The 17,365-nt window shown below is 63.7% G+C and carries 20 protein-coding genes, 1 tRNA gene and 1 pseudogene; 8 read left to right on the top strand and 14 right to left on the bottom strand.

Annotated features, from left to right (window positions below):
* Positions 1-59: 59 nt before the first annotated feature.
* The 3 genes from JQ587_RS27295 to JQ587_RS27285 are packed head-to-tail and all read right to left on the bottom strand — an operon-like array spanning position 60 to position 2,721.
* Complete coding sequence (locus tag JQ587_RS27295) at positions 60-677, bottom strand: LysE family translocator (RefSeq protein ID WP_212427374.1); 618 nt, start codon at positions 675-677, stop codon at positions 60-62.
* Between the two features lie 50 nt (positions 678-727).
* Positions 728-1,273 (bottom strand): hypothetical protein, encoded by a 546-nt coding sequence (locus tag JQ587_RS27290; protein WP_212296959.1) that lies wholly within the window; start codon positions 1,271-1,273, stop codon positions 728-730.
* A gap of 2 nt (positions 1,274-1,275) precedes the next feature.
* Complete coding sequence (locus JQ587_RS27285) at positions 1,276-2,721, bottom strand: LVIVD repeat-containing protein (RefSeq protein WP_212296960.1); 1,446 nt, start codon at positions 2,719-2,721, stop codon at positions 1,276-1,278.
* A gap of 200 nt (positions 2,722-2,921) precedes the next feature.
* Between JQ587_RS27285 and JQ587_RS27280 the strand changes: the two genes are divergently transcribed.
* Genes JQ587_RS27280 through JQ587_RS27270 form a run of 3 tightly spaced genes read left to right on the top strand, consistent with a single transcriptional unit; the run spans position 2,922 to position 4,208 of the window.
* Positions 2,922-3,236, top strand: a complete 315-nt coding sequence (locus JQ587_RS27280; protein WP_212427373.1) for an ArsR/SmtB family transcription factor — start codon at positions 2,922-2,924, stop codon at positions 3,234-3,236.
* Positions 3,229-3,699: an SRPBCC family protein gene (locus JQ587_RS27275; protein WP_212296962.1), complete on the top strand. Its 471-nt coding sequence runs from the start codon at positions 3,229-3,231 to the stop codon at positions 3,697-3,699. Before JQ587_RS27280 ends, JQ587_RS27275 begins: the two co-directional genes overlap by 8 nt.
* Positions 3,696-4,208 carry an SRPBCC family protein gene (locus JQ587_RS27270; protein ID WP_212427358.1) on the top strand — a complete coding sequence of 171 codons (513 nt, stop codon included), beginning with the start codon at positions 3,696-3,698 and terminating at the stop codon, positions 4,206-4,208. The genes JQ587_RS27275 and JQ587_RS27270 overlap by 4 nt, the downstream gene beginning before the upstream one ends.
* 148 nt (positions 4,209-4,356) lie before the next feature.
* Here JQ587_RS27270 and JQ587_RS27265 read toward each other — a convergent pair whose 3' ends face one another.
* Positions 4,357-5,130: a DUF2189 domain-containing protein gene (locus tag JQ587_RS27265; RefSeq protein WP_212427357.1), complete on the bottom strand. Its 774-nt coding sequence runs from the start codon at positions 5,128-5,130 to the stop codon at positions 4,357-4,359.
* 240 nt (positions 5,131-5,370) lie between these two features.
* Between JQ587_RS27265 and JQ587_RS27260 the strand changes: the two genes are divergently transcribed.
* The gene (locus JQ587_RS27260) at positions 5,371-7,599 is read left to right on the top strand and encodes an ATP-binding protein (protein WP_212427356.1); all 2,229 of its coding nucleotides are present in this window, start codon (positions 5,371-5,373) and stop codon (positions 7,597-7,599) included.
* Here the strand turns inward: JQ587_RS27260 and JQ587_RS27255 are convergent.
* From JQ587_RS27255 to JQ587_RS27225, 7 genes and pseudogenes are all read right to left on the bottom strand, one after another.
* Positions 7,596-8,036, bottom strand: a complete 441-nt coding sequence (locus JQ587_RS27255) for a hypothetical protein (protein WP_212427355.1) — start codon at positions 8,034-8,036, stop codon at positions 7,596-7,598. The genes JQ587_RS27260 and JQ587_RS27255 overlap by 4 nt on opposite strands.
* Before the next feature lie 2 nt (positions 8,037-8,038).
* Entirely contained in the window at positions 8,039-8,407 is a 369-nt protein-coding gene (locus JQ587_RS27250) for a nuclear transport factor 2 family protein (protein WP_212427354.1), read from the bottom strand.
* A 79-nt stretch (positions 8,408-8,486) separates the two neighbouring features.
* Complete coding sequence (locus tag JQ587_RS27245) at positions 8,487-8,954, bottom strand: MarR family transcriptional regulator (protein WP_212427353.1); 468 nt, start codon at positions 8,952-8,954, stop codon at positions 8,487-8,489.
* Positions 8,955-8,963: 9 nt separating this feature from the next.
* Positions 8,964-10,574, bottom strand: a complete 1,611-nt coding sequence (locus JQ587_RS27240) for an acyl-CoA synthetase (protein WP_212427352.1) — start codon at positions 10,572-10,574, stop codon at positions 8,964-8,966.
* 3 nt (positions 10,575-10,577) lie between these two features.
* Positions 10,578-11,713: pseudogene (locus JQ587_RS27235) on the bottom strand (epoxide hydrolase family protein).
* A 76-nt stretch (positions 11,714-11,789) separates the two neighbouring features.
* On the bottom strand, positions 11,790-12,245 hold the full coding sequence (locus JQ587_RS27230) for a GatB/YqeY domain-containing protein (RefSeq protein ID WP_212296971.1): 456 nt from the start codon (positions 12,243-12,245) through the stop codon (positions 11,790-11,792).
* Positions 12,246-12,278: 33 nt separating this feature from the next.
* Entirely contained in the window at positions 12,279-13,007 is a 729-nt protein-coding gene (locus JQ587_RS27225; RefSeq protein ID WP_212427351.1) for an alpha/beta fold hydrolase, read from the bottom strand.
* A gap of 146 nt (positions 13,008-13,153) precedes the next feature.
* On the opposite strand from JQ587_RS27225, the gene carA reads away from it, so the two are divergent.
* Positions 13,154-14,344, top strand: a complete 1,191-nt coding sequence (gene carA, locus JQ587_RS27220; protein WP_212296973.1) for a glutamine-hydrolyzing carbamoyl-phosphate synthase small subunit — start codon at positions 13,154-13,156, stop codon at positions 14,342-14,344.
* Positions 14,345-14,384: 40 nt separating this feature from the next.
* Here the strand turns inward: carA and JQ587_RS27215 are convergent, their stop codons facing one another.
* Positions 14,385-14,600, bottom strand: a complete 216-nt coding sequence (locus JQ587_RS27215) for a hypothetical protein (RefSeq protein WP_212296974.1) — start codon at positions 14,598-14,600, stop codon at positions 14,385-14,387.
* Between the two features lie 141 nt (positions 14,601-14,741).
* On the opposite strand from JQ587_RS27215, the gene JQ587_RS27210 reads away from it, so the two are divergent.
* Positions 14,742-15,263 (top strand): cupin domain-containing protein, encoded by a 522-nt coding sequence (locus tag JQ587_RS27210; RefSeq protein WP_212296975.1) that lies wholly within the window; start codon positions 14,742-14,744, stop codon positions 15,261-15,263.
* 117 nt (positions 15,264-15,380) lie between these two features.
* On the opposite strand, the gene JQ587_RS27205 is transcribed toward JQ587_RS27210, so the two are convergent.
* A complete protein-coding gene (locus JQ587_RS27205; protein ID WP_212427350.1) occupies positions 15,381-15,905 on the bottom strand; it encodes a Dps family protein in 525 nt (174 codons plus the stop codon).
* Positions 15,906-16,010: 105 nt separating this feature from the next.
* On the opposite strand from JQ587_RS27205, the gene JQ587_RS27200 reads away from it, so the two are divergent.
* Both JQ587_RS27200 and JQ587_RS27195 read left to right on the top strand, forming a co-directional pair.
* Positions 16,011-16,712, top strand: a complete 702-nt coding sequence (locus JQ587_RS27200) for a class I SAM-dependent methyltransferase (protein WP_212427349.1) — start codon at positions 16,011-16,013, stop codon at positions 16,710-16,712.
* A gap of 54 nt (positions 16,713-16,766) precedes the next feature.
* Positions 16,767-16,842: transfer RNA gene (locus tag JQ587_RS27195), tRNA-Ala, on the top strand.
* A gap of 113 nt (positions 16,843-16,955) precedes the next feature.
* Here the strand turns inward: JQ587_RS27195 and JQ587_RS27190 are convergent.
* The gene (locus tag JQ587_RS27190; protein WP_212427348.1) at positions 16,956-17,327 is read right to left on the bottom strand and encodes an ArsR/SmtB family transcription factor; all 372 of its coding nucleotides are present in this window, start codon (positions 17,325-17,327) and stop codon (positions 16,956-16,958) included.
* Positions 17,328-17,365 lie beyond the last annotated feature (38 nt).

Raw genomic sequence — 17,365 nt, 5'->3', positions numbered from 1 at the left:
CAGCGGCAATGCTTCCTTGGACGCACCGCCCGTGACGAAGGTTCAACTGGATTGTCGGCTCATTTGGCCCGGATCAACGCGAGCCAGATGCCGCCACCGATCATGAAGCCGCCTGATACGCGCGACACCATGCGCGTGCGGCGCGCCGAGAAAAAGCCGCGGACCTGACCGGCGAGCAGTGCGTAGATTCCGTCCGTCAGGCCGGCGAGCACCATGAAGGTGATTCCGAGCACCAGGACCTGCGACAGGTGATCCTTGCTCATGTCCATGAATTGGGGAATGAACGCGCCGAAGAACACCAATAGCTTCGGGTTCGACAACGCGACGACAAAGCCCTGTAGAAGGAAGCCACCACGAGGGGGAGGCGGTGGCGCGTCCGCGTCTACGCCCTCAACCGGAGAGCGGATCAGTTTGATGCCGAGCCAGACCAGATAGGCCGCGCCCGCAAAGCGCACCCAGTTGAACCAATAGCCCATCGTCGCCATCAGCGTGGTGAGGCCGACCGCAAGGATGCCGATCACGATCAACAGCCCCATCTGCACGCCGAGAATGTTGGTCAGCGCCGCGCGCGTGCCGTGGCGCAGGCCGTTGGCGATCACGAGCGTGACGATCGGCCCCGGCAGCAGCGCGAGCGCAATGCAGGCGGCGACGAAGGCGAGGTAAGCTTGCATGGACATCATGATGAGGACTCAGGCTCGGGGCGTCTGCGGGTATTAATGCATGGCACTTACGTCCCGTCCAGCGCCGCCGTCACCCACGTCTTCATCTCCCGCGTCTCCAGGAACACAAGCGCCGCACGCTGCATTGCGTTGGGGTCGCCCTGTCCGTGCGCCGCCGCAACGAAGAGGTCGCAGCGCCGTGAGAGCGCAACGCCGACCGCGGCGTGGCGCGCACCGTCATATAACGCGAGATCGTAGCGCCGCGCCCGCCCCTGCAGCTCGCCCACTTGCACCACCTCACCCGGCGCAGCCGCCACAAAGCGCGGCGTGATCAGATCGAGATCGGCGACGCGATCGACCTCGTCGTCATCGGCGACGCCGCTGTCGCAATTGCAAAAACCGCGCTTGGCGCGGACGTAGAGTTCGGCACCATCACAGGCATCGCCCTCGCAGCGAAACGCACGGCCCGCCGGCCAGCCGTCACGCGGGAACGGCCACGCGATCTCGCGCCAATGCGCTGACGTTGGCGCAGACTGCGGCGCGAGCTGATAGGCCCCGACGCCGGACGCGCCGAGCGCGATCACCGCCACCGCTATCGTCACCGTGCGCCGCATCGTCAGTTCTTCGGCAGGCCGGCGACGGCGCGTGCGGGCCCGGTCAGTTCGAGAATGTGCAGGCCGGTGTTGGCGCGATCGACGATGTAGATGTAGCCGCGGTCGTCGGTCTCGACGTTGTTGGTCTGGATCGCGACCTTGCAGCGCTCGCCGCCCTCGACCGGAATGCAGCGCTTGTCAGTCGCCTGCGTGATCGCCGGAATGAAATAGCCGACCTCCTTGGGATGATAGGGATCGCGGATATCGAGCGCGCGCACGCCGGCATTGAAGAAGGCGATGAAGGCCATCTTCTTGTAATAGACCGGCGCCATGCTCTCGTTCGAGGAATGCGAGCCGAACCGGCCGCCGCGCTGGCAGAACTGCCCGCTCGCCTCCGGCACGGTGTAGCTCGATATCATCATCGGCCGTGTCTCGGTGGTGACGTCGGCGAACCAGACCATTTGCCGCGCCTCGCCGCATTCGTTCAGGATCGCCTCGTCGACGATCATGACGATGTCGCGCGTCTTGCCGTCCTTGTCCTCGGCGAATTCGGCGACAGGCATGTCGAGCATCGGGAAGGTGGTGTGCGCGCCGTTGAACGCGGACATCGGCATCCGCGAGATCTCGGGAAAGCGCAGATTGTCCGGCGTCGGCTCCTTCGGACCATTCAGCAGCTTCTCGCGATCGACGATCTGCAAAATGCCGCCCTTGTTGGTGCCGTAGCCGAAATAGACGCGGTTGCCATTAGGCCCGGTCGAGATCGGGCCATGAAGCTCGGTCGGCACCGCGCCGGTCGAGCCCGGCTCCTGGCCGGGAAGGCCGAAGTCGCGGATTTTTTGCGGATGCGCGGGATCGGAGAGATCATAGATTTGCGTCATGCGCCGCGTGCGCCAGTCCGGCGCGCCCGAGACGAGATAGGCGATACCGGTGTCGCATTCCCACCAGCTCTTGTGCGTGTCCTTCAACCCGCCGATGCGCGTGATCAGCGCGGGATTGGCAGGATCAGCCACGTTCCAGATCTCATGCGCCTCGCTGCCGAAGGTGCGCAGCATGTAGACCGCATTGGGATCGCCCTTGGGCAGGGACTTGCCGTCGCAGACCCGCACCATCTGCGCGCCGCCCGATTCATATTTGCCCTCCTGCCCGGGCAGATGCCTGAGATATTTGGGATGCGCGGGATCGGTGACGTCGACGATCGAGGTCCCGTTCGCCTCCGCGTTGCCCGTCATCGGATTGACAGGCGCCGGCACGTCGTCGGTACCGCCGTGATGGCCGATATAGGCGATCCAGCGGTCGCCCTGATGATGAATGGTGGGCTGATAAGCGCTGCGCGCCTGGAGATCGTTGCTGCCGACCAGCTTCATGTTGGACGCCTCGGGCGGCGCACCGATGGTCTGCTTCTGGGCATGAACGAAGGTGCTGCCGGCGAAAAGGACGAGGGCGGCAGCAGTCAAGACGCAACGGAACATCAAAGTCCTCCCGGAACCAATCTGCGTTGGCTGAGCTTCAACGCTAGCACAGCCCCTCGCACGGGCCAAAGACACGATCGCTTGCGCGTCATTCCGGAAGCCGCGCAGCGGTTGTCCGGAATCTCGAGATTCCGGGTCGACGCAAATGCGTCGTCCCGGCTGCTTGACATGCAACCATTTGGTTGCCTATTATCATCGCCATGGATGAGGTCTTCAAAGCGCTCGCCGATGCGTCACGACGGTCGCTGCTGGACAGGCTTCACGCCAAGAACGGCCAGTCGCTGAACGAGCTCTGCGAAGGCCTGGAGATGACGCGCCAGGCGGTCACCAAGCACCTTGTCATTCTCGAAGAGGCCAATCTGGTCACGACCATCAGGCATCGCCGCGAGAAGCTGCACTATCTCAACCCGGTGCCGATCCATCAGATCGGCGAACGCTGGATCAGGAAATTCGAGCGCGGCAAGCTCGCCGCGCTCAGCGAGTTGAAACGCCAGCTGGAGAAGCGTGATGAGTAAGCCGCAATTCGTCTATGTCACCTATATCGAGACCACGCCGGAAAAGCTGTGGGAAGCGCTGACGTCGAGCGCGTTCACCAGGCAATATTGGTTCGGCGCCGAGGTCCGCTCCGACTGGAAGGTCGGCTCGCCCTTTGCGCTCACGCTCGACGGCGAGGTCACCGATTCCGGCGAAATCCTGGAGGCTGATCCGCCGCGGCGCCTGTCCTACAGTTTCAAGCACCTGAAATACGAGGAACTGCGCGGCGAACCGATCTCGCGCGTGGTCTTCACCATCGAACCCTTCGGCTCCCTCGTGCGTTTGACAGTGCTGCATGACGGCTTCGTCGAGGGCGGCAAGTATCTCGGCGCCGTCTCCAATGGCTGGCCGGCGATCCTGTCCGGGCTGAAGAGCCTCTTGGAACGAGGTCAGGTGCTCGCCATCCCGCGCACGGCGCTCAACAAGGGGTTCGACGCGAAATGAAGCTCGATCAGTTCAAACCGCTGACCGTCTACACCATCTACATAGCCTCGACGCCGGAGAAGGTGTGGGAGGCGCTGACCTCGGCGGAGTTCAGCAAGCAATATTTCTTCGGCAATGCCGTCGAGGTCGAGCCGCGACTGGGTGGCGCCTTCATCGTGCGCACGCCTGATGGCGCCGTGCATATCAGCGGCGAGGTGCTCGCCTACGATCCGCCGCGCAAGCTCGCGGTGACGTTCAACGTCAACTGGCCCGAGCTGATCGAGAAACTTGGGCCGACCCTCGTCACCTACGACATCGAGCAGATCGGTGACGCGGTCCGGCTCACCATGAGCGAAGGCCACGACCGCGCGCTCAGCGACGATATCCTGGCCGGTGGCCGCTCGGGCTGGCCTGCGATCCTGTCGAGCCTCAAGAGCTTGCTCGAAACCGGCAAGCCACTGGTGGTCAAGATGGATCCGCCCCAGCGGATGCTGGATGCACTGAAGGCGATGGGAATCGAGACTCCGTAGGCTTCCGCCGTCGTCCTGGACAAGCGTAGCGAAGTGGAGCGCTGATCCAGGACCCATGACCACCGAACCCGGCTTGGCGAAGGCTGGTCATGACCAGCCTGCCCCAAACTCCTCCTGGGGTAATGGGTCCTGGCTTTCGCCAGGACGACTACGGAAGCGGCACCACCAGCCGCCGATAAAGGTGCCACGTTGCATGCCCCAGCACCGGCAGTGTCACCACCAGTCCCAGGAAGTACGGCAGCGCTGACACGACCAACAGCATCACGATCACCGCTGCCCAGCAGATCATCGGCAGCGGACTCGTCACCACCGCGCGCACGCTCGTCACCATGGCGGTGACGAAATCGACCTCGCGGTCGAGCAGCAGCGGGAACGACACCACGGTCAGCGAGAACAGGATCAGCGACAACACGGCGCCAACCGCGTTGCCGATGGCGAGGAACATCAGGCCCTCATTGGTCGTCAGCACCACCGTCATGAATTCCTGCAGGCTCGAGAACGAGGCGTGCAGGCCGAGCAGCAGCGCGATCAGAAGCCGCACCTGGTACATCCAGATCACGAACACGAACAGCGTGACGAAGGCCATCCAGCCGATCTCGCCGCGTGAACGTATCGCCGACCAAATCTCGCCAAAGGACACCGGCTCGCCGCGCTCGCGGCGGCGGCTCACCTCATAAAGGCCGATGGCAACGAATGGCCCGATCAGCGCGAAGCCCGCGGCCAACGGATAGACGAGATAGACCATGCCAAAAGCGGTGAGACAAAGCATGATGGTGATACCGCCGGCGGCATAGAGCCCACCGAAGGCGACGCCATAGAGCGGCAGCGCCTGGAAATCGCGCAGGCCCTCGACCACCGCCTCGGCGATGTCTGTCGCCGCAACGGGACGCACCACAGGATCGACCTTGCCCGAAATGGACATCGCTTTCCTCCACCCATCGGCGCGATCTTTCGTCGCGCACAGCTCAATATTAGCGCCGCTGCGCGCACGCGCAACTTCACAGGGAAGACGGCGCAGATTGTAACGCCTCCGCAATGCACGTGTCGCAAATCTTGCGCTTTCGCTGCGGCTTTCCGGCCTATAGCTATGGACTGAGTGGACGATCGTGCGGCAAATAGTACCTCCGAACAAACTCGTGCGAAGAGCGGACCCACCCTCCCGATGAGCCTGCGTACCCGGTTACTGATTCTCGTCATCGCCGCCATGCTGGTGCCGGCGAGCCTCGTCGGCTTGCGTTTCGTGCAGAACCGCACCAGCGAGATCAACGCCGCCCTGGCCAATCTGGCCGCATCGGCAGACGACATCGCGAGCGATCTCGACGAGAAGATTCAGGGCACCGCGCAGCTTCACTACGGCTTGGCCCGTGCCCGCGACCTCGACACGCGCGACAAGGCGGCATGCTCGGCGTTTCTGTCCGACGTGCGCGAGGAATACCCGCAATTCACGGGAATCCTGACCATCAATCCCGATGGCAGCCTGTTCTGCGACTCGCTTCGAACCAATCGCGCGCTTGACCTGAATGATCGCGCCTATTTCAAGCAGGCAAAAGTCTCGCAGGGCATCGTCGCCGTCGAGCCGGTGTTCGGCCGCCTGACCGGAATGTCGGTGCTGCAGATCGCCTATCCCGTGCGGTCGGATGCCGGCGCGCTGAAATTCGTGCTGCTCGCCTCGTTCAACCTGAACAAATTCGCGGAATTTCACGACAAGCGCCTGCTCGCCGAGAAGGAGATCCTGCTCGTCGACGGCAAGGGCACGGTGCTGGTCGCCCCCAAGACTGGAAGCTGGAGCGACCCCGTTGGCGCATCGATCGCGGGCTCCGACCTGTTCCGCTTCGCTGTCGCACCCGATGGCGAGGCATCTCGCGAAGTGGCCGATCACGATGGCCGCATGCAGGTCTGGGCCGTCGCCCGCTCTCCCTCGATCCGCAAGGCCGGTCTCTATATCCTGGTCGGACGATCCAAGGACGGACTGGTCGCGGCGGCGAACCGCCGGCTCTACGAGGACATGGCCATCCTCGCGGTGGCTTCGCTGCTGCTGCTTGCCGGCATCTGGATCCTTGCAACCGTCAGCGTCGGGCGCCAGGTCGGACGGCTCGCCGCAATGGCAAAGCGTCTGGGGCTCGGCGATCTCAGCGCACGCATTCCTCCGCCGCATCCGAGCGGCGAGCTGGGCGGGCTGATGGCCCTGCTCAACGGTACCGCGGAGTCGCTCGAGCAGCAGCGCGCCGCGATCGCGGACCTCAGCCACAAGCTCAGCCAGTCCCAGAAGATGGAAGCCATGGGCCAGCTCACCGGCGGCGTGGCACACGATTTCAACAATCTCTTGACCGTCATTCTCGGCAACTCCGAACATCTTGCCGACCGGCTGGCGGGCAACAAGGAATTGCACCGGATCGCCGGCGACATTGCGACCGCGGCCGAGCGCGGCTCCGACCTGACGCGGAGCCTGCTTGCCTTCGCACGCAAGCAGCCGCTTCGTCCAAGAGAGATCGACATCGCCGAGAAGGTCGTCGGCATGGAGCAGCTATTGCGCCGGTCGCTCGGCGAGCACATCGAGTGCAGCTTCGCGTTCGGCCCGGATCTGTGGCTCGCCAGCGTCGATCCCGGTCAGCTCGCAACCGCCCTGCTCAACCTGGTCCTCAACGCGCGCGACGCGATGCCGGACGGCGGCCGACTGACGGTCGAGGTGCGCAACAACTCGCTTGGCGACTCCGATCTCGACGTCAACGGCGAGCCGCGGCCCGGCGACTACGTCATGGTGGCGGTCACGGATACGGGCTGCGGCATGGCGACGGACGTCGCAAGCCGTGCGTTCGAACCATTCTTCACCACCAAGGAAGTCGGCAAGGGGACTGGACTCGGCCTGAGCATGGTCTACGGGTTCGCGCAACAGTCCGGCGGACTCGTGCAGCTGCAGTCCGAACCGGGCCAAGGCAGCGTCGTCAGGCTGTTCTTCCCCCGTATTGCAGCGACGCTGAACGAGGAGCCTGCTGCCGCGGAACAGATCGTCGCTCCCGATGGAAGCGAGACCATTCTCGTCGTCGAGGATGACGACATGGTGCGAGCCTATGTCGAGAGCGAGCTCAGGACTCTCGGCTACCGCGTCGTCGCGACGTCGAACGGCCCTGCCGCGCTGGAAGTCTTGCGCAAGCCCGGGGACATCCATTTGCTGTTCACCGACGTCGTCATGCCCGGCGGCATGTTCGGGCCGGAGCTCGCGCGGCAAGCAACTGCCTTACGGCCCGGTCTCAAGGTGCTCTTCACCTCCGGTTACAGCCAAAATCCCGTCAAGACGCCTGACGGGGTCGACGCCCGCATTCTGACAAAACCGTTCAAGCGACAGGATCTCGCCGCGATGCTGCGGTCCGCGCTGTCGGCGCCGCCGCGCTAACGAGACACCAGGAGAAGCGCCACACCGAGATTGGCCGCGAACAGCACTGCATCGATGACGAAGATCCTGAGCATCGGGCCTTTCAGCACCGGCCAGTACGCCACGCCGACACGTCCGCCGCGCATCAGCACGGGAAGATTATAGGCGAATTGGCTGAAGTGGCAGGCGGAGAAGAACAGGAACAGCGCGAGCTGCGCCTCGACCGGCGCGAAGAACGACGGACGCGCGACCAAGAGATAGAATGACAACAGCCCGATCGGCAGATTCATGCCGCCCAGGAACGCTACGCTGGCTGCGAGCGTCGGCGCGATCGGATTGCTGCGCTCTTCCCGCGGCAGCAAGATCTTCAGCGTGTTGGCTTGCGCGAGGCTGAACTGGATGAAAGCGCCGCCGAACCAGAGCGCGTTGAGGAGCAGGACGAAATCCGAAAGGTGCATGATCATTTTCCGTAGAAGGCTTCGCTGCGCACCACACGGCCCGCATCGTCAAAATCCATGAACTCGCTGGCCCTGACGTCGCCGAGTTGCCACCACACGGTCAGGCGCGCGATTGCCTCGTCCCAGCTCCAGCCCACGATCTTCAGGTCGGCGCTTTCGATGTGACCATAGGCCTCGCGCCAATAGGCGCGAATGTTTTCCGCGCCGGTCACGATCGGAGACCCCGTCAGCGACAGCGCCAGAGGACTACGCATCTGCGCATCCTCGGCAAAATGCGCGACGACCGCGTCGATGTCGACCTTGCACCAGCTCGCGCACCACGCCGCAACAAAGCGCCCGGCGGCCACGCGATCCATTGTCTGCACGCCCATGACGCGGCTCTCCCCGGCTCCTTGCCGGGAAAGTGGCAAAGCCTGCGCCTCATGTCAACTATATTGACTTGAGGGCTGGTCAGTTATTGTCCGCGATCGTCTCCATCACGGCCATCCATGCCGCCGCACCGCGCGCTCCGACGCGATCGAACGCCTCGCGCATGACTTTACGCTCCTGGTCCGATGCCCTTTGCTCGATGCGCTTCCCTGCCTCGGTCAGGCGCAGGAGCTTGGAGCGATGTTGCTCCGGCGATCGCTGCGACGTCAGCAGCTTTCGCCCCAGCAACAGATTGAGCGGGCGGTTGAGGGCCTGCTTGGAAATGCCGAGGATCTCGATCAGCGACCCGATCGCGATATCGGGCTGGCGCGCCACCACGTAGAGGATGCGATGGTGCGAGCGCGAAAGACCCTGCTTGGCGAGATATTCGTCGGCCTCCAGCGTCATGCCCCGCCAGCCGTAGTACATGAGCTCCAGTGCTGCATCGAGATCATGCAGCTTCGCAAGTGAAGCGCGGTGGAGTCCTGCCGCTTGAGACGTCTTTGGCATTGTCAGAAGCTACCCCCGCGCCCGCAGTTCGCGCCGCAGCACTTTTCCCGTTGCCGTCATCGGCAAAGTCTCCGCGAACTCCACAAAGCGCGGATATTCGTGCGCGGCGAGTTGTATCTTCACGAACTCCTGGATCTCGCGCGCGAGCGCATCGCCCGCGACGAAACCCGGACGTAGCACGATCCAGGCCTTGATCGATTCCGTGCGGATCGGGTCGGGGATGCCAACCACGGCCGCCATCGCCACCGAGGGATGCTTCATCAGCGTGTGCTCGATCTCGGACGGGCCGACGCGATAACCGGCGGTGGTGATGACGTCGTCCTCGCGGCTGACATACCAGAAATAGCCGTCCTCATCCTGTACGCCGAGATCGCCGGTCAGCAGGAACTCACCGGCATATTTCTTCGCCGTCGCCTCGGGATTGCGCCAATATTCGATCATGGTGACGGGGCACGGCTGCCGCACGCCGATGATGCCGCGCTGGCCGCGTGGCAGTTCCTCGCCTTCGTCGTTGACGATGCGGACATCGAAGCCGGGCGTCGCCTTGCCCATCGAACCCGGCCGGATCGGAAACAGATTGGAGTTGCTGCCGATCACGAGATTGCACTCGGTCTGGCCGAACACTTCATGGGCGTCGATGCCAAAGGTCTCGCGCACCCAGCCGAGCAGTTCGCCACCGAGCGATTCACCGCCGGTAAAAATGCTGCGCAACTTCACGCCTTCATGCTTCACCCCCGCCTGCCGCATCAGCTTCAGCGCCGTCGGCGGCAGAAAGACGTTGCGGACACCGAGGTCGGCCATCATCCGCATCGCCGCCTGCGGCTCGAACTTTCGGGCGCGATGACCGACCAGCGGAATGCCGTGATACCAGAACGCAAGCAGGCCGTTGACGAGGCCGCCGATCCAGGCCCAGTCCGCCGGCGTCCACATGAGATCGCCGGGCTTGGGTAAGAAGTTGTGGCACATCTCGACATTCGGCATATGCCCGAGCACGACACGATGCGCATGCAACGCGCCCTTCGGATTGCCCGTGGTGCCCGAGGTGTAGATGATCAGCGCGGGATCGTCGGCGGAGGTGTCGACGCGGATGAAATCGGGCGAAGCGGACTTCACCGCGTCCCAGAAAGATGTCGTGCCAGCGTGCGCACGCTCGCCGACGACGTAAACGCTCTCCAAATCCGGCAAACGATCGCGGATCTTCGCGAGCTTCTCCCAGCCGCCCTCGTCGGTGACGACAGTCTTGGCCTGCGAATTCGACAGGCGGAATTCCAGCGCATCCTCGCCGAACAGCGCAAACAGCGGGATCGAGATCATGCCAGAACGAAACGCCGCCATATGCGCGATCGGCAACTCCAGCGACTGCGACAGGAACACCGCAATGCGGTCGCCGCGTACAAGCCCGTCCGCCTTCAGCACATTGGCGAAACGGCGCGACGCTTCGGCGATCTCGTCGAAAACGGTGCGCGTGGTGGCGCCGTTCTCGTCGACATAGATCAGCGCGAGCCGCCCGGTGCCGTCGGCATGGCGATCACAGCACGCCTCCGCCATGTTGAAGCGCGCCGGGATGTCCCAGCGGAAGTTGCGAGTGAGTTCGCCGTAGGTTGCGGCTTCGGTCAGCATGGCTCAACGCACCGTCGCGAAGAACTTCCTGACATCGCGGACGAACAGCTCCGGCTGCTCGAATGCGGCGAAATGGCCGCCCTTCTCCATCTCGCTCCAATGGGTGATGTCTGGAAAGTTCGGCTCCATCCAGCGCCGCACCGGCGCGATGATCTCCTTGGGAAACACCGCAACACCCGTTGGCACCTTCACGGCCGGCGTCGTCCGGCGCTTGCCAAAGCTCTCCCAGTAGAGCCGTGCGGACGAGGTCGCCGTCGCCGTGGTCCAGTAGAGCATGACGTTGTCGAGCAGCTCGTCCTTGTCAAAAATGTTTCGGGGTGGCCGTTGCAATCGGTCCAGGCCCAGAATTTCTCCAGGATCCATGCGGCCTGCCCGCTCGGGGAATCCGTTAGCCCATAGCCGAGCGTCTGCGGCCGGGTCGATTGCTGTTTTGAGTAACCGGAGTCGAGATCGACATAATGCTTGAGGCCGGCGAGCGCACGCTGCTCTTCCGCGGTCGGCTCACCCTCCACCTTCGGCGCCGTATTGAAGGCGAGCGTGATGTGGATGCCGGCGCAGTGTTCGGCATCCTGCGCGCCGAGCGAGGTCGTTACCGCCGAGCCCCAGTCGCCGCCTTGCGCGCCATAACGCACGTAGCCAAGCCGGTCCATCAGCTTCGCCCAGGTCGCCGCGATGCGGTCGACGCCCCAGCCGGTGCTTGTCGGCTTGGCCGAGAAGCCAAAGCCCGGCAGCGAGGGGCAGATCACATGAAACGCGTCCGCGGGATTGCCACCATGCGCAGCGGGATCGGTTAGCGGTGCGATCACCTTCTGGAATTCGACGATCGAGCCGGGCCAGCCATGGGTGATGATGAGCGGCAGCGCCGACGGTTCTTTCGAACGCACATGCAGAAAGTGGATATCGAGCCCATCGATCTCGGTGATGAACTGGTCGAAGCGGTTGAGCCTTGCTTCACGCGCGCGCCAGTCGTAGCCATCAGCCCAATAGGCGCAGACCTCCTTGATCCATTTCAGCGGTGCGCCCTGGCTCCAGTCATCGACCAGCTCCGCCTCCGGCCAGCGCGTGCGGGCGAGGCGGGACTTGAGGTCGGCGAGAATGTCGTCGCTGATAGCGATGCGGAACGGTTTGATGGCTGTCATTGGCGGCCTCCCGAGTTTCTTCTTGCCGAAGAGAGTAGACCGGATCGCAGCCGTGACAAAGGCGCACCTTCGGCGGCTAGCCCGACAACGCCGCCTTCACCAACCCGCTGGCCTTACCAAAGTCCATCTGTCCCGCGTACTTCGCGCGCAGCACCGCAATCACCTTGCCCATGTCTTTCATGCCGGCGGCGCCGGTCTCGGTGATGGCGTCCGCGATCGCCTTCTTGACCTCGTCGTCCGACATCTGCTTCGGCAGGTACGCCGAGATCACCGCGATCTCCTCACGCTCCTGCGCGGCAAGCTCGGCGCGGCCGCCCTTGTCGTAGAGCTCGACCGACTCCTGGCGCTGCTTGATCATCTTCTGAAAGACGCCGAGCAGGTCGGCATCCGAAAGCGGCGGCTTGCCCTGGCCGCGGGCATCGATGTCGGCGTTCTTGATCGTCGAGTTGACCATGCGCAGCGTGGAGAGCTTGCGCTCGTCCTTGGCCTTCATGGCCTCCTTGACCGCATTATTGATGTCGTCGCGCAGCATGATGGTGATCCCTTCGAATATCCGACGCCTGATCTAGGCCGTTCGCGGCCCGGAGACAACCTTGGTTCCCAGCCATTCGACCAGCGCCCGTGTCGTCGCCTCGGGCTGCTCCGGCTGCGACAGGTGCCCGCAATTGGACAGCACGACCAGCTTCGCACCGGTGATACCTTCCGCCATCTCCTTCGAGAAGGCGTTGGGAATTGTGTTGTCCTGATCGCCCGTCAGCACCAGTGTCGGGCATCTGATGGTCGCCAGCGTTGGCCGTGAATCAACCCGCGCGATGATCGCGGTCTGCTGGCGCAGATAGCCTTCGACGCCGACATCCTCGTCCTGCGCGTGCACGAGCTTCAGAAGGTCGGCGTCATCGCGCCGCGACGGATGCACGAGCTCCGGAAAGCTCTCCTCGCGAACGGCGCGAAGTTCGCCCCGCTTCGCCCGCTCCATCAGGCCCAGGCGCCGCGCGGTCGCTTCAGGGCTGTCGGGCCTCGCCTGGGTGTTGATCAAGGCAAGCTTCGCCACCCGCTCGGGAGCCTGGCGCATGATCTCGAGCGCGATATAGCCGCCCATGGAATGGCCAGCGAGCGCGAAGCGCGGCGGCGCCTCGCTCAGCACGCGAGCGGCGATCGCCGCCATGCTGTCGTCGCGAATATGGTTGGCAACCATCACCGGGCCGAAGCGCCAGAGCGCCGGGATCACCGGGGCATAGATCCGGGCCGAGGAGGCGAGCCCCGGAACCAGCACGATCGGGGTCGTCCGGTCCATTATTGCCTCGTAAGCCCCTGGAATTGGCGGAAATTATTCAGCCAAGCTTAAGTGCCTGAGGGGGCCTGTCAAATATGCAAAAACGCATGTGAATCCGCCGTTTCCTGCTTTGACGGGCGCACGTCGGGGCCTTATGAAGCGGGCTCATGACACAACATGAAAACGATACCGCCTGGCCGGACCATAAACCGACCGCGCTCCTCGTGCTTGCCGATGGCACGGTGCTCGAAGGCTTTGGTCTTGGCGCCGAAGGCCAAGCCGTCGGTGAAGTCTGCTTCAACACCGCGATGACCGGCTATGAAGAGATCCTCACCGATCCCTCCTATGCCGGCCAGCTCATCACCTTCACCTTCCCGCATATCGGCAACGTCGGTACCAACGAGGAAGACATCGAGACGGTGAACATGGCCGCGACGCCCGGTGCGCGCGGCGTGATCCTGCGCACCGCGATCACCAATCCCTCGAACTACCGCGCCACCAAGCACCTCGACGCCTGGCTCAAAGCCCGCGGCATCATCGGCCTCTCCGGCATCGACACCCGCGCGCTGACTGCGCTGATCCGCTCCAAGGGCATGCCCAACGCAGTGATCGCGCACGCCAAGGACGGCGAGTTCGACCTGCATGGCCTGAAGGAAGAGGCCCGCGAATGGCCGGGCCTCGAAGGCATGGACCTCGTGCCGATGGTCACCTCCGGCCAGCGCTTCGCCTGGGACGAGACGCCCTGGCTATGGGACAAGGGATTTGGCCGGCAGGAGAAGCCGGAGTTCAACGTCGTCGCGATCGACTACGGTATCAAGCGCAACATCTTGCGCCTGCTCGCCGGCGTCGGCTGCAAGGTGACGGTGGTGCCCGCGACGACCTCATCCGAAGACATCCTGGCGATGAAGCCGGACGGCGTGTTCCTGTCGAACGGCCCGGGAGATCCGGCCGCGACCGGCAAATACGCGGTGCCTGTGATCCAGGACGTCATCAAGTCGGGCACGCCGACGTTTGGAATTTGCCTCGGCCACCAGATGCTCGGCCTCGCTGTCGGCGCGAAGACGAAGAAGATGCACCAGGGCCATCACGGCGCCAATCATCCCGTGAAGGACGAGACCACCGGCAAGGTCGAGATCACCTCGATGAACCATGGCTTTGCCGTGGACGAGACGACGTTGCCGAAGGGCGCAACGCAGACCCACATCTCGCTGTTCGACGGATCCAATTGCGGCATCCAGCTCGACGGCAAGCCGGTGTTCTCGGTGCAATACCACCCCGAGGCTTCGCCGGGACCGCGCGACTCGCACTATCTGTTCCAGCGTTTCGCCGATCTGATGCGGCAGAAGAAGAGCGCGTAAGCTCAAGACGCCGGCGGACGTCCCCGCCGGCCATGCACCGTCACGGACGCATGAACATGAAGTCCGTGTCGGGATCGCAGTTCTCGGCGATGAAGCGCAGCTCCGCCTGAATGTCGGCGACGGACCTCGTTTCCAGATATTTCGAGATCACGAGGCTGAGCAAGGCGCGGCAGACGGCTTCGTGCCCAAGGCCGGTCGCCTCGGCCTCGTCGATGGCCGCTGAAAAATGGCGCTGCGCAACATCCGAAGCGTACATGGCGTTCCATCCCTCTTTCCTTTGAGATCCGTGCCCTCGGATCGCCGCGTGTGCCTTGATCTTCGTCAAGCCGGCATGTGAGCTCAGGAACAACGGCGCTCGCACCATCTTGATTTCCTGGATTGCTGCTGGAGCCCTGCCATGTCCGTCGTCCGCGACTATGCCGAACCGCTCGCCATCGCCTTCGAGGATGACGGGCTCGTGCCGAACAACATTCTGCCCTTCCTGATCTACCAGGGTGCGTTGACGCTCGATCCGAAGCAGCCGGAGGAAACGATCGAAAACCTGTTCGAAACCAACAATTGGGGCGGCACGTGGCGCAACGGCGTCTACGACTACCTGCACTACCACGCGACCGTCCATGAAGTGCTCGGCGTCGCGCGCGGCCATGCCCGCGTTCGCTTCGGCGGCAATCACGGTCAGGAGTTGGAGATCAAGGCCGGTGATGTCGCGATCCTGCCGGCCGGCACCGGGCATCAGTGCTTGGAGGCAAGCGATGATTTCTGCGTGATCGGCGCTTATCCGCCGGGCGCGAAGATGGAGATCACGCGCGCGACGGCGGAGAACCATGCCAAGGCGCTGAAGACGATTCCGAAAGTTGCACCGCCGCCGGCCGATCCGGTGACGGGTAAGCACGGCGCGTTGATGCGGCTATGGCGGTAGCAACAACGCCGGCGCCGTAGGGTGAGCAAAGGCGCGCGTTTGCGCCGTGCCCACCAAATCTATCGGCACGATACTCTTGGTGGGCACGCTTCGCTCTGCGCACCTGCGACAGTGTGCCTACGCCTCGTTGCCGCCTTCCTGGCGGGTGGCTTCGAACAGGAACCAAGTGCGGCGCTCGGTCTCGTCGATGAAGACCTCGAGGACGCTCGCGCTGGCGACGTCGCCGGCATCGTCGCAGATTTCGTGCGCCTTGCGCATCGCGCCGGCGACATGCTTGTTGTCCTGCATGAGCTCGCGGAGCATCTCGCGCGGCGGAACGTAATCCTCGTTGTTGTCCTTGATGGTCTGGAGCTTGGCGACCTGCCCGATCGACTTCAGCGTGGTGCCGCCGATCTTGCGGACGCGCTCGGCGAGCTGATCGGTCGTGGCAAAGATCTGATCAGACTGCTCGTCGAGCAGGAGATGATAGTCCCGGAAATGGCGTCCGCTGATATGCCAGTGGAAATTCTTGGTCTTGAGGTACAGCGCGAACGCGTCGGCCAGAAGCACGTTGAGCGCCTCGGAAACCTTGTTGACCGCCTGGGGCTGCAGGTCGGTGGGGGTGTCGAGATCGGGCGAGACCTTGCTGGGGGCTTTGCTCACGGGAAACCTTCCTGTTAGGACGCGGACATTGACGGCGCGCCGTCGCACCCCTAACGCAAGGCGGGCAGTGCGGTTCCTAGAGAGGAACCGCCGGGCGGGAATACCATGGACGATTGGATCGATTATTACGACTCGACGCATACGATCTATGTCAGCAAGCTGCATCGCGATTTGCACTTCCAGATCATTGCGCGGGACATCATCGGCTACATCGCCTCGCCCGAGGCAACGGTGCTCGACTATGCCTGCGGCGAGGCGCTGTCGGCGAGCCAGGTGGCAGCTGCCTGCGGCCAGCTGATCCTGGCCGAGCCCGCGCCCGGCGTGCGCGGCCGGCTGATCGCGCGCTTTGCACCCAACACCAAGATCCGCGTCCGCTCGCTCGACGACGTCCGCAAGATGCAGGATCAGTCCATCGACCTGGTCGTGATGAACTCGGTCGCGCAGTACATGACATCCGAGGAGCTCGATGCTGCGCTCATCAATGTCAGGCGCATCCTGAAGCCGTCCGGCAAGCTGGTGCTCGGCGATATCCTTCAGCCTCACGTCGGCATGGGGCGCGACGTGGCGGCGCTGCTGGCATTCGGCCTGCGTCACGGCTTCCTGAAGGACGCGCTGATTGGGCTCGTCAGCACCGCACTGTCGGACTACCGTCATCTGCGCACGCGCATCGGCCTCCAACGCTACAGCGAGGACGAGATCACAACCAAGCTGAAGACAGCAGGGTTCGCGGCCCAGCGTGCCAACACCAATATCGGCCACAACCGCTGGCGCATGACTTTGATCGCGCGGCCGCCTCTGGTGCGTTAAGCATAACGACTACCTGAGGTGGCTTGTCGCAGCGCGATCGGACATGATCGCTGTGGCCCGGTGGCGGAAGCGTCTACGCGAGAGCAGTGCATTGCTCTTCATCCTGGTTCAAATCCAGGCCGGGTCTCCACGCTTCGCCCCTTCGGGGCTACGCGTGGCGCAGCCACGCGAGGACTCGCAGGGGCGCAGCGTGCCCGGCGTAGCTGAAGCGCCGCGCAAGCGAAGACGGATTGTATCCGCTGCTCACCCCGCCTCCACCACATCACACTCCGCGATAAGCTGAAGCCGGCTGGCATCCTTCGCCGCAGAGCCGATCACAGCATCAAGCAGGCCGGGAAAGCGCGCCTCGAGATCCTCGCGGCGGAGCCGCATGAAGCGGTTGGTGCCCGCGACGCGCGTCAGCATCAGGCCGCATTCGCGCAGCTTGCCGAAGTGATAGGCGAGGTTCGACTTGCCGGCGAGGCCGCTGAAGTCGCCGCAGCAAAGCTCGTTGCTGACACGTTCCTGCTGCGCGAGCTGATACACGATCGCCAACCGGATCGGATCGCTCAGACAATCCAGAACCAGCGGCAGCTCGATCTGCTCTCGCGTGGGGTGGGGAGGCGTGCGGCTCATGATGCGGGAATCATAACGGCGCAGTCGAAATGTTCAAT

Source organism: Bradyrhizobium manausense, from assembly GCF_018130615.1.
Taxonomy (GTDB): domain Bacteria; phylum Pseudomonadota; class Alphaproteobacteria; order Rhizobiales; family Xanthobacteraceae; genus Bradyrhizobium; species Bradyrhizobium manausense_A.
This window is presented reverse-complemented; position numbering and strand designations above follow the sequence as displayed.